General features: G+C 60.7%; 9 protein-coding genes, 1 tRNA gene and 1 pseudogene. 3 read left to right on the top strand and 8 right to left on the bottom strand.

Annotated elements, in window-relative coordinates; all coding sequences use genetic code 11:
* Position 1 precedes the first annotated feature (1 nt).
* Together tssG and tssF are read right to left on the bottom strand one after the other, a co-directional pair.
* Entirely contained in the window at positions 2-1,096 is a 1,095-nt protein-coding gene (tssG, locus tag E4O92_RS06190) for a type VI secretion system baseplate subunit TssG (protein ID WP_135188881.1), read from the bottom strand.
* Positions 1,060-2,925 (bottom strand): type VI secretion system baseplate subunit TssF, encoded by a 1,866-nt coding sequence (gene tssF / locus E4O92_RS06185; RefSeq protein WP_135188880.1) that lies wholly within the window; start codon positions 2,923-2,925, stop codon positions 1,060-1,062. The genes tssG and tssF overlap by 37 nt, the downstream gene beginning before the upstream one ends.
* Before the next feature lie 703 nt (positions 2,926-3,628).
* Between tssF and E4O92_RS25440 the strand changes: the two are divergent.
* Positions 3,629-3,796, top strand: a pseudogene (locus tag E4O92_RS25440) (DUF4391 domain-containing protein); the annotation flags it as partial.
* 9 nt (positions 3,797-3,805) lie between these two features.
* Complete coding sequence (locus E4O92_RS06175; RefSeq protein ID WP_135188879.1) at positions 3,806-5,929, top strand: GmrSD restriction endonuclease domain-containing protein; 2,124 nt, start codon at positions 3,806-3,808, stop codon at positions 5,927-5,929.
* A gap of 167 nt (positions 5,930-6,096) precedes the next feature.
* Here the strand turns inward: E4O92_RS06175 and E4O92_RS06170 are convergent.
* Both E4O92_RS06170 and polX read right to left on the bottom strand, forming a co-directional pair.
* Positions 6,097-6,173: transfer RNA gene (locus tag E4O92_RS06170), tRNA-Pro, on the bottom strand.
* 128 nt (positions 6,174-6,301) lie between these two features.
* Positions 6,302-8,020 (bottom strand): DNA polymerase/3'-5' exonuclease PolX, encoded by a 1,719-nt coding sequence (gene polX / locus E4O92_RS06165; RefSeq protein WP_135188878.1) that lies wholly within the window; start codon positions 8,018-8,020, stop codon positions 6,302-6,304.
* Between the two features lie 179 nt (positions 8,021-8,199).
* On the opposite strand from polX, the gene ppnP reads away from it, so the two are divergent.
* Positions 8,200-8,520, top strand: coding sequence for a pyrimidine/purine nucleoside phosphorylase (ppnP, locus tag E4O92_RS06160; protein WP_135188877.1), 321 nt, complete (start codon positions 8,200-8,202; stop codon positions 8,518-8,520).
* A gap of 35 nt (positions 8,521-8,555) precedes the next feature.
* Here the strand turns inward: ppnP and ftsH are convergent, their stop codons facing one another.
* The 4 genes from ftsH to E4O92_RS06140 all read right to left on the bottom strand — a co-directional run bounded on the left by ftsH (position 8,556) and on the right by E4O92_RS06140 (position 13,314).
* Positions 8,556-10,412, bottom strand: a complete 1,857-nt coding sequence (gene ftsH / locus E4O92_RS06155) for an ATP-dependent zinc metalloprotease FtsH (RefSeq protein WP_135188953.1) — start codon at positions 10,410-10,412, stop codon at positions 8,556-8,558.
* A gap of 72 nt (positions 10,413-10,484) precedes the next feature.
* Positions 10,485-10,934 carry a universal stress protein gene (locus tag E4O92_RS06150; protein WP_167759707.1) on the bottom strand — a complete coding sequence of 150 codons (450 nt, stop codon included), beginning with the start codon at positions 10,932-10,934 and terminating at the stop codon, positions 10,485-10,487.
* Positions 10,935-10,947: 13 nt separating this feature from the next.
* On the bottom strand, positions 10,948-11,283 hold the full coding sequence (locus tag E4O92_RS06145) for an archease (protein WP_135188875.1): 336 nt from the start codon (positions 11,281-11,283) through the stop codon (positions 10,948-10,950).
* 147 nt (positions 11,284-11,430) lie between these two features.
* Positions 11,431-13,314 (bottom strand): MFS transporter, encoded by a 1,884-nt coding sequence (locus tag E4O92_RS06140; protein ID WP_135188874.1) that lies wholly within the window; start codon positions 13,312-13,314, stop codon positions 11,431-11,433.
* Positions 13,315-13,497 lie beyond the last annotated feature (183 nt).

Raw genomic sequence — 13,497 nt, 5'->3', positions numbered from 1 at the left:
GTCAAACTCTGCCATCTATCGTCTCTAGGTAATGGATTGAGAGCTCATACCGAAGCCCGTCATGGTCACGATCCTGGGGCACGCGAGTCGTTAAGATCGCGGAGTATCCCAGTCCAAGTCCCCGCCGACTCTTGGGTAAGAGAGCTGCGGGCACAACGTCTCGGGCACGAAGCACGAGTTGGACCTCGAAGGTCAGCTCCTGTACGCGAAACATCGACACCATCAACGCAATCGCCTTCGCACCCTCTGATCGGGGGAGAAAGCGTTCAAATTCATCGATGGATAAGGGCCCAACGCGCAGGCGTACGCGTTCCGCCTTGCTGTATGTCCTGGGGCCTAGAATAGAGCCCCCGTTGAGCGAGAACCCACGGCCAATTTGCGCGGAGTCCCACGGCCCTAGGTCGATCCATTCACCGATAAATGGCACGACTTTGAAGGGCACCCCGAAGTATTCGGTCAGCACATCTTCCAACACTTGCGGCGACGTTGAGTAATGCCGTAGCACGCCCGCGTAAAATACGGGGATATCGCCACTCAGCGCTCCATATGGTCGTGGCCCGCGTTGCGCCCCTACGCCAGCGAGTGCCCACTGCATCTGCCGCAGTTCGTCCTCCCCCTGCGCATCGACACTTTCGTAGACGCGGCCCTTTTCCCATGCCTCGTAATGCAAAGCGTGCGCGCGCTGGGATAGAAGGTCGAAGAATTCGAGTTGACCATCAACGGCGGAACGCTCCTGCGCTTCCAGAATCTTCTCGGTATAGTGATTCGGCAGCGCGCCCGACACGCCGAGCAGTCCACCGAATGATGGTGTGATGCTGATCCGGCGCAGTTGGCCAGCGGTGACAACATCATGAGGATTCGTTTCCGTCGAAGTGTCCACCTCCACGACCAGCGCATCGATCTCACTAGGCGGGAACACAAAAGAGGGCCGATTACGAAACCGAAGGTATTGACCTGTTTCGGCCGGTGCATTTGGCAAGACCTTGGCAAGCCACGCGTGCACGATACGGACGGCTTGAGCGAACTCGAACCGGTAAGGCTGGTCGAGCAGGCGTCGAATCAGAGAAGCTGCAGGCTTCCGCTGCGCGGTGAGCATCGCAGAATCTCCTTCCCGGTTTGGTGGCAAACGACGATCAACTGAACGTAGCTGTTCAGGTGAACGTACAGGCCAAAGAAGTGGTCAAGCACCTGAACAAATGCATGCAAGCCGCACCCGGCATAAGCCTGTTCATCCACGGCCAGCCGTATTTCAATACCGCGAATGAAGCTGGTAGCGAAGTCTTCCCTCCACCTGATTCGAGCAGGCTTCGCCGACAGCGCAACGATCCCGCCAACCTGACGCGCGTTGACTGGCGACTGCGGCAGGTTATACAGCGTCAGCAATTCGGCGAGAGGCGCCACGTCACCCTGCATTAATGAGTGGTGGTTCAATGAAAGGTGGGAAATTAGCCGCCAGCGGTCCTTGGGTGAAAAGCGATAGCTTCTGCTTGGCCTGCGCAGGATACGGATCGGAATGCCGCCGAGCGGCTCGGCCATGCTCAAGTCCCCGTTCCGCGCTCCGAATGGCATCCGTGTCGGGAGGTCACGATTGGTGCAGGTCAGATCGATCGATACTTTTGCAGCCTTCACTTGCAGCGGGTTGAGGTCGAGGTCTACCAGTGAGATCGCGTGCTCGTAACCGGGGCTGAGGTCGGCCAGCAGGTCTTTGCGGCGGAAATAGTAGTAGTTCCCCCGCCGTCCACCGGCAATGCCGTGCTTCAGGGAGTAGTAAGGGAAAAATTCCTGAGCTTCGCCTCTGCCGTCAGCGCGCTCCTCGATAGCCGAAACCCGGTCGATACTGTAGAGATCGAAAGCCCGCGGTTCCACTGCATCCGTCGGTAAGACGTACTCGGTCTTTGTGTGGTCGAGTTCAATAGCGCAACCAGCCTTGTTGAAAAGATTCACCGCCGGCGTGCAGAAGAGGCGCAAGTGCTGCTGTGTCAATTTGCCGAGGATTTGTGCTGCATCGGAATCGTGACGCATTCCCGCCACCCCGAGATGCAAGGTGACGCGGTGACAACCGGCAGGTATCGAATTGGCACACGCTGCGAGATCCAGGCCCAGAAAGTTAAACTTCTCGGGAAAACACCCATATTCGGTGAGCAGTCGAAAGGCGTGATGTGAGCGCGCCTGGAACGGCAAGATGGCCTCATCGTCCGTGAACCCGACTGAGCGCAGCGGCAACTGGCGCAGCCGTACCCACGAACCGGCCTCCCCACATTCAAGCCAGGCGGATGTGACGCCGAGGTAGACGGCGTCGCGCAGGTGCGCGCACAGCGACGGTTCCGCGTCGATGAACAGGCGTAGCTGCTCCAGTCCATAGTCGCCGATCCCGGCCATACTCGAAGTTGTTTCAAAGGTGAGACTGATGAGGTGGGTGACTTCAGGCGGAAGGCGGCCAGCCGCCGGCCGGCTGAGCGCCGACCCAAATAGAGCTGCACAGAGCCTGATGGGTGCGATGGTTACTGGGTATACCGTGCGAAATTGACACCGTACTTTCTCGCTGACCGGCCCGAGCAGCAAGGTCCCGCGTTGGACGCTAGTGACCGTCTCAAGGGTGTGAGCACCTCGCTCAGTGTCTCCAGCATCAAACTGAACAATTGTGCAGGAAGGGAACGGGCGTAGGTAATGCGGATAATTCATGTGCAGCAGTGCTTCGGTCAACCAGTCGTGGCCGGCGTCGATGCGCATTGCCGTGTGGGCGTTCATCAACGCGATCGCTTGGAGTAACTGCTGTATGTGCGGGTCTTGCTCGGCACCTGCCCCGGCCATGCCTAAAGAGCTTGCGAGCGACGGATGCCGGCGTGTGAAGTCATCCCGCAAGGCGTCGTTCATCACGAGCTCATGTTGGAAGTAGCGAAGCAGGTTTTGCAGGCTGGACGACATGCAGATTCCCCTTGCTTACACTGCGGCGGCGCCACCCTTAAGGCTCAGCCACCTTCGGACGAGAAGCCAGAATTATTGATGTACTTACAACGCAGCGTGATGCGGTGCCGCAAATTGCTTGTGTCGTAAGAAGCTGACCTAATGCAGAAATCCAAATGCAATTGGCGCCGCGAAGCCTTCGATTGGGCAAAGAATTGCTTCGAAGTGTTCTTCGCCGAAGTATTCGAAGAACCATTCCCAGCATCGTTCAGGCTGATAATCGTCGTGCCAGGTAACGAGCGCTGTCGCATATTCGTCAGCACGTATGCCAAGTAGCGCGCTATCGAAGACGACGATCCTATGTGTAGGAAGTACGGGAAGCATGTTCACACCTCTCGCTTTGTTGGCTACGTTCCGCCGGGGATGCGACCACAGGGGTTGTGTGGTCGAACGGCAAGTGCCAGGAGTCCGGCTAGCAATAAGTGTCCTACAAGCAACGTCTCTCGCATTGCTTGACCTCAGTCGAACCGGAACATGCTGCTGAAGGACAACAAAAATCGTGATCCAGAGCATGCAACGCGCCCTCGCGCCTGGAACTCCTTTTCTTCCCCGTTACCCAGCAGGGGTGTCCTTCCAGTGTAGCGCCAATATCAAGTTTGCAAAAAGTGCATTGCAGCACTATGATTTTTAACCATTGCAATAACTTAACGATAGCCGTGCGCAAGCCGTAGAGCGCCGCACCGCGTGGCGCAACTGCAAAGACCTGGACGCCCGAATTGCCGAAGCTCGCAGCGCAGCGGCGAAAGAAAAGCAGGTGGCCAGGCAAGTTGCCGCCAATCTAGAAATCAAAGCGATGCTGGCCGAACGCCAGCTGGTCGCACAAAGCCTTTAAGGGATCGAAGTGAAAGCCACCGAAGCCAACCTGCTCAAGTTCCTACGCAAGTCTCCGCAATTCGTCATCCCGATCTACCAGCGCAACTACTCGTGGACGGCCGCTCAGTGCCGTCAGCTATGGGCGGACTTGATGCGCGCTGGCCGCGACGAAAAAGTTAATGCGCACTTCATTGGCTCCATCGTTTACGTAGAGCGCGGCCTGTCCGCTGTCACCAGTCAGGAAGCATTGCTGGTCATCGACGGGCAGCAACGCCTGACTACCAGCACCTTGCTCATTGCGGCGCTGGCCAAGCATTTTGAGACCCAAGGCTTGGGAGAGCTGCTGGAAACCTTCTCGAACAAGAAGTTGCGCAACTACTATCTGGTGAATCCAGACGAAGAAGGCGAGCGCTATTTCAAGCTCATCTTGTCAGAGACCGATAAGGACACATTGCTTGCCCTCCTGCAAGGTACGCCTATGCCCACAGAGGTCAGCAGCCGCATTACTGAGAACTACGCGCTGTTTCAAGAGCTGATCGCCGCCAACCATGCCGAAGTGGAAGCCATCTGCCAAGGCCTTGCCAAGCTGGTGATCGTGGACGTGTCGCTGGACCGTGCCCAAGACAATCCGCAATTGATCTTTGAAAGCATGAACTCCACCGGGCTCGAACTCAGCCAGGCTGACCTCATCCGCAACTACATCTTGATGGGGCTCGAACCGAAGCTGCAAACCGAGCTGTACAAAACCTACTGGCGGCCCATGGAAAAGGCCTTTGGTCAGGGGGCCTATGTAGTGCACTTCGACGCCTTCATGCGTCACTACCTAACGACCAAAACGGGTGAGATTCCAAACGTCCGCGAGGTGTACGTCGCGTTCAAGATTTTTGCGCGCAGCCTCAAGGGCGATACCCGCGACCTAGTGGCCGACATTCACGCTTATGCGTCCTATTACTGCTCCATGGCGTTAGGTAAAGAGACGGACGCGGGGCTCAGACAAGCCTTTCATGACCTGCGCGAATTGAAGGTCGATGTGGCGTATCCGTTCTTACTGGAGGTGTATCACGACTACAAACAAGGCCGCTTGACCAGCGATGAAGTGCTGCGAATTGTTCGCTTGGTGGAGAGCTACGTGTTCCGCCGCGCCATCTGCGCCATCCCAACGAATTCCCTGAACAAAACGTTTGCGGGCCTGAGCCGGACACTCAAGAAGGATCGCTACTTTGAAAGCGTGCAGGCGGCATTCCTGATGCTGCCCTCGTACCGTCGCTTCCCAAGCAACGACGAATTCCAGCGCGACATCAAGGTACGGGACCTCTACAACTTCCGCAGCCGCAGCTACTGGCTGCGCCGCCTTGAGAACCACGGCCGCAAAGAGCGTGTGGTGGTGGAGGATTACACCATTGAACACATCCTTCCGCAGAACGAATCCCTGTCCAAGGAATGGCAGACCGAGCTTGGCGCGGAATGGCAGCGCGTTCAGCAAGACTGGTTGCACACCTTGGGCAACCTCACGCTGACCGGCTACAACAGCGAATACAGCGATCATCCTTTCGCCTACAAGCGCGACCAAGTCACCGACAAAGACGGCAATCCCGTTGGATTTGCACACAGCCCACTGAAGCTCAACCTTGGCCTCGGCAAAGTCAGCAGGTGGGATGAGGCTGCCATCAAAGGCCGCGCCGACCGTTTGGCTGGGGATGCCGCCAAAGTTTGGGACGCGCCGCAACTGGCAGAGGACGTGCTGAATGCCTACCGACCAACCGCAGCCAAATCCGGCCAGCAATACAGCGTGGCTGACCACACACACCTGTCAACAGGCCCAATGCGCGATTTGTTTGAGGCGCTGCGTAAGTCCATTTTGGCGCTAGACCCATGCATCAGTGAAGAGTTCTTGAAGCTCTACGTGGCCTACAAGGCAGAGACGAACTTTGTTGATGTGGTGCCGCAGGCCAAGCGCCTCCTGCTGGTCCTCAATCTCGGCATTGATGACATCGAGGACCCCAAAGGCTTGTGCCGCGACATCTCCAACATTGGCCGCTGGGGCAATGGTGACGTGGAAGTGGGTTTGAGCAGCCCAGACGAACTGCCATACGTAATAGGACTGATCCGCCAGTCGTTCGACCGCCAGATGGGCGGCCTACAAGATGACTGATATCGATATGTTTAGATTTTGGCCGCCACAACGACACCCAACAGGACTTCATTTCGCCTCCTGGGTAGTGCGGCGCTAGCAAGAACTTTTCTTACCAACTTTCTTACCGAAATGGCCTGGATATGAAAAAGGCCAGCGCTGAGGCTGGCCTAACTCATTGATTCTATTGGTCGGGGCGAGAGGATTCGAACCTCCGACCACCTGCACCCCATGCAGGTACGCTACCAGGCTGCGCTACGCCCCGACTTGGTCCGGCATTATACCAGAGACAGAAAAAATTCTTGAGCTTTTGTCATACGACAGTCATTTCATTCCGCTCCCGTCAATACAACGACCAGCCCGCCGTCCGGCAAGCGCGACCCATACCATGAATCAATGCTTCCAATGCGCCTTCAACTGCGCCAGCGTCTTCGTGTTGAGCACATTCTTCTTTTCCAGCCACCCACGCCGCGCCTGTCCAATGCCCCAGCGCAGGTTGTCGAAGTCGAGCACGCTGTGCGCGTCCGAGTCGATGCTGACCAACACGCCTTCGTCCTTGGCCATCATGCAGTAGATGTCGTTCAGGTCAAGCCGCCCCGGCTGCGAATCGAGTTCAAGCGCGCAGCCGCACTCTTTCGCGTGCCGGATGATCCGTCCCATGTCGACCGGGTACGGTTCGCGCTCGAACAGCAGCCGGCCGCTCGGATGGCCCAGGATGCGCACGTACCGGTTATCCATCGCCCTCATGATGCGCGCGGTCTGCGCTTCGCTGCCCAGCCCAAACCTCGTGTGCACGGACGCAATCGCGTAATCGAGCCGCTGCAAGATACTGTCCGGCAGGTCCAGCGTGCCATCCTGGCGAATGTCGACCTCAGTTCCCTTCAACACGGTAATGCCGTCGAGCTCGGCGTTGAGCTGGTCGATCTCGTCGATCTGCTGCGCCAGCCGCTCTGCATCCAACCCGCTTGCGACCGTTAACTGCTGCGAATGATCGGTGATCCCGAGGTAAGTCATGCCGTGGCTGCGCGCTTCCTGCGCCATGTCGCGCAGGCTGCTGCGACCGTCGCTTGCCGTCGTGTGGGCGTGCAAGTCGCCTTTCAGGTCATGCAGGGTCACCAGATGCGGCAAGCGCCCGTCGCGCGCGGCCTCGATCTCGCCACGGTTTTCGCGCAGTTCGGGCGCAATGAACGGCAGCCCAAGTGCGGCAAACACCGCCTCCTCGGTCTCGCCCGCGAGCGGCTGCTCGCCCGCGAACATGCCGTATTCGTTCAGCTTCAGGCCTCGCTTTAGCGCCAGCTTGCGCAATTCGATGTTGTGCGCCTTGGAGCCCGTGAAGTAGTTCAGCGCCGCGCCGAAGCTGGCTTCCTCCACCACGCGCAGATCGACCTGCATCCCGTTATGCAGCTCCACGCTGGCGCGCGTCGGCCCGTGCGACAGCACACGCGCCACCGCGTCGTAGCGGATGAAATGGCCGGTCACCGCCGGACCGTCCGCGGACGCTACGACGATGTCGAGATCGCCTACGGTCTCCCTCATGCGGCGATAGCTGCCGGCCGGTTCTACCCGTGCGACCGGCGCAAGCTGCCGCAGGTAAGCAACCAGCGCCTCGACCACCTGCCCCGCCACCGCAATGCTAAAACGCCGCTCCTTCGACAGCTGCGCCTGCACCGCCTCCAGGATGCGCTGCTCGGCCTTTTCGCCCAGGCCCCTGATCGTTTGCAGTTGCCCTTCCTGCGCCGCGCGCAGCAACTGTTCGGGCGTATGGATGCCGCGCTCGTCGAACAGCAGCTTGACCCGCTTGGGACCAAGCCCAGGCACCCGCAGCAGCGAACCTATCCCCGGCGGCAGTTCGCGCCGCAACTGTTCGCGCAGCTCGCAGGTGCCGCCGTGCACGATTTCGGTGATACGTCCGGCCAAGTCAGCACCGATGCCGGGCAGTTCGGAGAGGTCCCGCCCTTCCTCGACCAGCGTCTGCACGCTCGGCGCCAGCATTTCGACAGTGCGCGCGGCATTGCGATAGGCGCGGATGCGGAACGGATTCTGGTTCTCGATTTCGAGCAGGTCCGCGATTTCGGTGAACACGGCCGCGACGTCGGCGTTATGGATATGCATGCTCAGCCTCCGGCGGCAGCGTCAGGTCAGCCACGGCCGCAGTCGGTCCGGCAACTGGATTGCTAAAAAGGATATACTGCATCTTCGCCCCTCCTGCGCCGGCCGCACTTGGTTTGGCGGGGATGGTCAAAAACAGTGGCAGGCCGCCGCACCAACACCCTGCGACAAAGGAGGCCCGGATGAGCACCCAGTTCGACCACGCATCGATCAACAAAAAGGCGAATGTCTACTTTGACGGCAAGTGCATATCGTACAACATCACTTTCCCCGACCAGACCCGCAAGACCGTCGGCGTCATCATGCCCGGCACGCTCAATTTCGGGACCGACGTGCCGGAAGTGATGGAAATCGTCGATGGCAAATGCCGCGTCCGAATCGGCAGTGACGGCGAGTGGAAAAACTGTTCCGGCGGCCAGCAGTTCAAGGTTCCGGCCAAGTCCAGCTTCGAGATCGAGGTGCAGGAGACGGTCCATTACGTGTGCCACTTCAACAACCAGTAACCAACAACAACGAATAACGCTTGGCCGGGGCTGGCCTAGGCGCTGCCCACGCGCCTGATCGGCCCCGGGGCGCGCTCGCGGATCAGAGCGTCCAGCGTCGCGCGATCGACCGTTTCCCTTTCCAGCAACGTGCGCGCGAGCGCATCGAGCAGGTCGCGCTTTTCCATCAGCGTCTCGCGCACCCGGTCGTGCGCCTCCGACAGCAGCTTGCCGATCTCGGCATCGATGGTCTGCGCGGTCTGCTCGCTGTAGGGACGCTTCTCCGCCAGTCCGGTTGGATACAGCGACGGCGACGTGGCCTGTTCGAACGTGGCCAACCCCAGCCGCTGGCTCATGCCGTACTGGGTCACCATGTGCCGCGCCATGTCGGTAGCCAGTTGCAGGTCGTTCTGCGCCCCGGTCGACAGGTCGCCGAACACGATCTCTTCCGCCACGCGCCCTCCAAGGAACACGTCGAGGCGGTCGAGCAGCTCGCTGCGTTTGAGTAGGTAGCGGTCCTCGGTGGGCAGCTGCTGCGTGTAGCCAAGCGCGGCAATCCCGCGCGGGATGATCGATATCTTGGCCACCCGGTCCGCGTGGCGCCGGAATTCGGCGGTGATCGCGTGCCCTGCCTCGTGGTAGGCCACGGTCTGCTTTTCGGTCGGGTTCATCACCCGGTTCTTCTTCTCCATGCCGGCAATCACGCGGTCGGCCGCCTCGTCGAAATCACTCATGTCCACCGCTTCCTTGCCGTGCCGCACCGCCAGCAGCGCCGCCTCGTTGACCAGGTTGGCCAGGTCGGCGCCCACCAGGCCCGCGGTGCGCGCGGCGATCAGGCCCAGGTCGACGTCGTGCGCCAGCGTCACCTGTTTGGTATGCACCTCGAGGATTTTCTCGCGCCCCTTCAGGTCCGGCCGGTCGAGCGCGATCTGGCGGTCGAAGCGCCCGGGACGCAGCAGCGCCGGGTCGAGGATCTCGGGCCGGTTGGTGGCGCCGAGGATGATCACGCCCTTGTTCGTGTCGAACCCGTCCATCTCGACCAGCAGCTGGTTCAGGGTCTGCTCCTGTTCGTTGTAGCCACCGACCACCCCGGCCACCCCGCGCGCGCGGCCCAGCGCATCGAGTTCGTCAATGAAGATGATGCACGGCGCGCTCTTCTCGGCCTGGGTGAACAGGTCGCGCACGCGCGCCGCGCCCACGCCCACGAACATCTCGACAAATTCAGAACCGCTGATCGAGTAGAACGGCACCCCGGCCTCGCCGGCCAGCGCCTTGGCCAGCAGCGTCTTGCCGGTGCCCGGCGCGCCCACGATCAGCACGCCCTTCGGAATCTTGCCGCCCAGGCGACGGTAGCGCTGCGGGCTTTTCAGGAATTCGACGATTTCCATCAGCTCTTCCTTGGCCTCGTCAATGCCGGCCACGTCCGAGAAGGTCACGCCGGTCTTGCTTTGCACGTAGACGCGCGCCTTGCTCTTGCCGATGTCAAACAGGCCGCCGCCCATCATGCCGCCGCGTTTGGCGACGCTGCTCCACAACCAGAACAGCAGGATCAGTGGAAACGCCCAGGACAGCAGGTTCATCAGCCAATCGTTCTTGGGCTGGCCAACATAGCGCACCTTGTTCGCCTCCAGGTCGGCCACCAGGTCGGGGTCGCTCACGCGCACGGTGCTGAACGCGCAGCCCTGTTCCGGCGTGCACCTCAAGTTCTCGACCTTGTCCTTGGGTAGGACATTTTCCAGGCCGCTGTTCTTCAGCGTGCCGGTAATGGTCGTGTCCGAGATTGTCACCTCGTTGACCTTGCCGGCATACAGCAGTTGCTTGAAGTCGCTGTACGCGATCGTCGACGTATTGAAAATCCCGGCCACGCCCTGGAACAGCATGAACGCGAGCAGGCCAATCAGCCAGTACCACATCGCGGGCCTGAGGTAGTTGGTCGCGCCGTCCTTATCCTTTTCCTTGTCCTGTTTCACGAGCGTCCTCCGCGCCTAGCCCGGCTTGTAGACCAGCACCGGCAACTTGCTGAGGTAAAGCACCTTGAGCGTTTCGCTGCCGAGCATTTCGGCCTCGCGGTTGCGCCAGCCATGTGATGCCATGAAGATCAGGTCGCACTTGGCGTCAATCGCCGCCTTCAGGATACCCGGCGCCGCTTCGCCCGCTCTCACCTTGCGCAGCTCGCATGGCACATGAAACGCCGCCGCCTTGGCAGCCACGAAGGCCAGGTAGTCGTCCGCGAACTTGTCGAACAGCGCCTGGCGCCGTTCGACCAGGTGCGGGTCGTGGTGCATCCACGCTTCCAGCTGGTCGTCGAGCAGCTCCGGAATCACGTGCACCGCCACGATCTGCGCGCCGCGGTCGCGGGCAAAGTGAACGCCCGCTGCCGTAGCCTCCTTCGACAGCGCCGAACCATCGGTCGGTAGCAGAATTCTCCGATACATGCTCACCCCCTCGCTACGACACACGTACCACGCACTGCGCCCGCCATGAACGGTCGGCATGCTGCGCGACCTTCAGGCCGGAAAGTATGGGCCCGCGCGGCAAGGCAGCCGGCGCGTGACGCGCCAGATCGATCGGTTCGAGGAACAGGAACTCGGAATCGCCGCTGCTCGGGCAGGCAATCTGAATGGCATCGGGCGCGCGCACCTTTTGCAGCGGCGTGACGATGGCCGTCAGCCCCAAGGCGGCCTGCTCGAATGACGCCAGGCAGGTCGCGCCCTTGCCGCGGATACCGATGTCCGCATCATGTGGAAAATGTTCCCAAGCCGCGACATGGTCGGGTTCAAGCATCGCGTTCGCAGTCCGATCTGCTCAGGCTCCGCTGACGAGTACGGTCAGCGGGCCGCGCGACGACAGGTCGCGCAACACCTACTCTCTAACAGGCGACCCCAACGTACTTGAGATAAATCAAATTCGCGCCGCGAATCGGGAGCCGCGCTACCGCCAGTCGCCCCGCAGCGCCAGCACTTGCTCGTACAGGTATTCGGGCGTGGCACACTGCGGCGGCACCGGCGCGCCGACCTCCAGCGCCAGCTCCGAGCGCAGGCCGCGCGAGAACGAGCGCTCGAACACGTTGGTCTTGTCGCGTGTGAACAGGCTGCCCCACAGGCCGCGCAAGGCCATCGGGATCACCGGCACCTTGCTGCGCTCCACGATTTTGGCGATGCCGCCGCGGAACTCGTTCATCTCGCCGTTCCCGGTCAGTTTCCCCTCGGGGAAGATGCAGACCAGGTCGCCCTCGTGCAGCGCCTGGGCGATGTCGACGAACGCCTTTTCCATCAGCCACGGGTCTTCCTTCGCCGAGGCGATCGGAATTGCCTTGGCCGTTCGGAAAATCCAGCCAAGGAAAGGCGTTTTGAAGATGCGGTGATCCATCACGAACCGGATCGGACGCGGGCTGGCGGCGCCGATCACGATCGCGTCGACGTAGCTCACGTGGTTGCAGACCAGCACCGCCGGTCCGCTGTCCGGGATACTGTCGACACCGACCGTCCTGACCCGGTGGATGGTGTGTATCAGCAGCCAGGCCAGGAAGCGCATCAGGAACTCGGGCACCAGCGAGAAGATGTAGAGCGCGACGACGGCGTTCATCAGCGCGGTCGCCAGGAACATCTCGGGAATCGTGAATCCATTCTTGATCATCAGGATCGCGACGCCGGCCGCGGCCACCATGAACAGCGCGTTCAATATATTGGTGCCGGCAATCGTGCGCGCCACGTGCTTGGGATCGCAGCGGGTCTGGATCAGCGCGAACAGTGGCACGATGTAAAAGCCGCCGAACACCCCGAGCAACAGCAGGTCGGCCAAAATGCGCAGCACGCCCGGCTGGGCCAGCAGGCCGGCGGCGCCGACGGTTGCGCTGTTGCTGTAGCCCAGGCTGGCGAAATACAGGTCGATGCCGAACAGCGACAGGCCGATCGACCCGAACGGCACCAGCCCGATCTCGACCTTGCGGCCCGAGAGCTTTTCGCACAGCAGCGAGCCGGCGCCAATGCCGAGTGAGAACACGGTCAGCAGCAGCACGAACACGCTGTGGTCGCCATGCAGGTAGTCCTTGGCAAAGACGGGGAACTGCGACAGCACCAGCGCGCCGTAGAACCAGAACCAGGAATTGCCCAGCATCGACAGGAACACGGTGCGGTTCTGGCGCGAGTATGACAGGTTGCGCCAGGACTCGGCCAGGAAGTTGCCGCTGATTTTCAGCTCAGGAGCTGGCGCGGGCGAACTTGGAATGCGCCAGCTCGTCGCCAGCCCCAGCACCGCGACCGCCAGCGTACCACTTGCGATCAGCACGACGCCAGACGGTTGCGCCACCAGCACCGCGCCGATGATTTCGCCCAGCAGGATGCCGACAAAAGTCCCCATCTCGATCACTCCGTTGCCGCCAACCAGTTCCTCCGACTTCAGATGCTGCGGCAGGTAGGCATATTTCACCGGCCCGAACAGCGTCGAGTGCAGGCCCATCCCCACCACGCCCAGCACCAGCAGCCACAGCGTGTGGGTCAGCCAGCCCAGCCCGGTCACCAGCATGATGCCCACTTCCAGCAGCTTGACCGCGCGCGCCAGCCGACCCTTCTCGACCTTGTCCGCGACCTGCCCGGCGGTGGCCGACAGCAGCACGAACGGCAGGATGAACAGGCCCGGGATCAGGTTGTTCAAGAGCGCCGGGCTCGCCGTGGTCCAGCGCGTGGTGTCGTAGGTCAGGACCACGATCAGTGCAGTCTTGAACAGGTTGTCGTTGAACGCGCCGAGGAACTGCGTCCAGAAGAATGGCCCGAAACGGCGCTGGGCCAACAGGGAGAACTGGTTCGGGTGGCTCATGCAAATGCTCGCTAGTCAGGAAGGCTTGTAATCTACCTTACAACACGGCGGTGGACAAACCGTATTTCCATAAGCTAACTACTTGTACGGTAGCCGATACTAATCCTTCCGGTGCCAGCGCGCGATACGTCGCTGCCGCGCTTTCGTTGGACCTTTATCTCGAACAAAAAGCATGCGTGGCAA

Origin of the sequence: Massilia horti, assembly GCF_004614195.1 — a bacterium.
Taxonomy (GTDB): domain Bacteria; phylum Pseudomonadota; class Gammaproteobacteria; order Burkholderiales; family Burkholderiaceae_D; genus Telluria; species Telluria horti.
This window is presented reverse-complemented; position numbering and strand designations above follow the sequence as displayed.

What these genes read in the sequence shown, in the direction of transcription:
- tssG (WP_135188881.1), bottom strand. Translation starts at nt 1,096, where the DNA reads ATGCTCACCGCGCAGCGGAAGCCTGCAGCTTCTCTGATTCGACGCCTG.
- tssF (WP_135188880.1), bottom strand. Translation starts at nt 2,925, where the DNA reads ATGTCGTCCAGCCTGCAAAACCTGCTTCGCTACTTCCAACATGAGCTC.
- polX (WP_135188878.1), bottom strand. Translation starts at nt 8,020, where the DNA reads ATGCATATCCATAACGCCGACGTCGCGGCCGTGTTCACCGAAATCGCG.
- ppnP (WP_135188877.1), top strand. Translation starts at nt 8,200, where the DNA reads ATGAGCACCCAGTTCGACCACGCATCGATCAACAAAAAGGCGAATGTC.
- ftsH (WP_135188953.1), bottom strand. Translation starts at nt 10,412, where the DNA reads ATGTGGTACTGGCTGATTGGCCTGCTCGCGTTCATGCTGTTCCAGGGC.
- E4O92_RS06150 (WP_167759707.1), bottom strand. Translation starts at nt 10,934, where the DNA reads ATGTATCGGAGAATTCTGCTACCGACCGATGGTTCGGCGCTGTCGAAG.
- E4O92_RS06145 (WP_135188875.1), bottom strand. Translation starts at nt 11,283, where the DNA reads ATGCTTGAACCCGACCATGTCGCGGCTTGGGAACATTTTCCACATGAT.
- E4O92_RS06140 (WP_135188874.1), bottom strand. Translation starts at nt 13,314, where the DNA reads ATGAGCCACCCGAACCAGTTCTCCCTGTTGGCCCAGCGCCGTTTCGGG.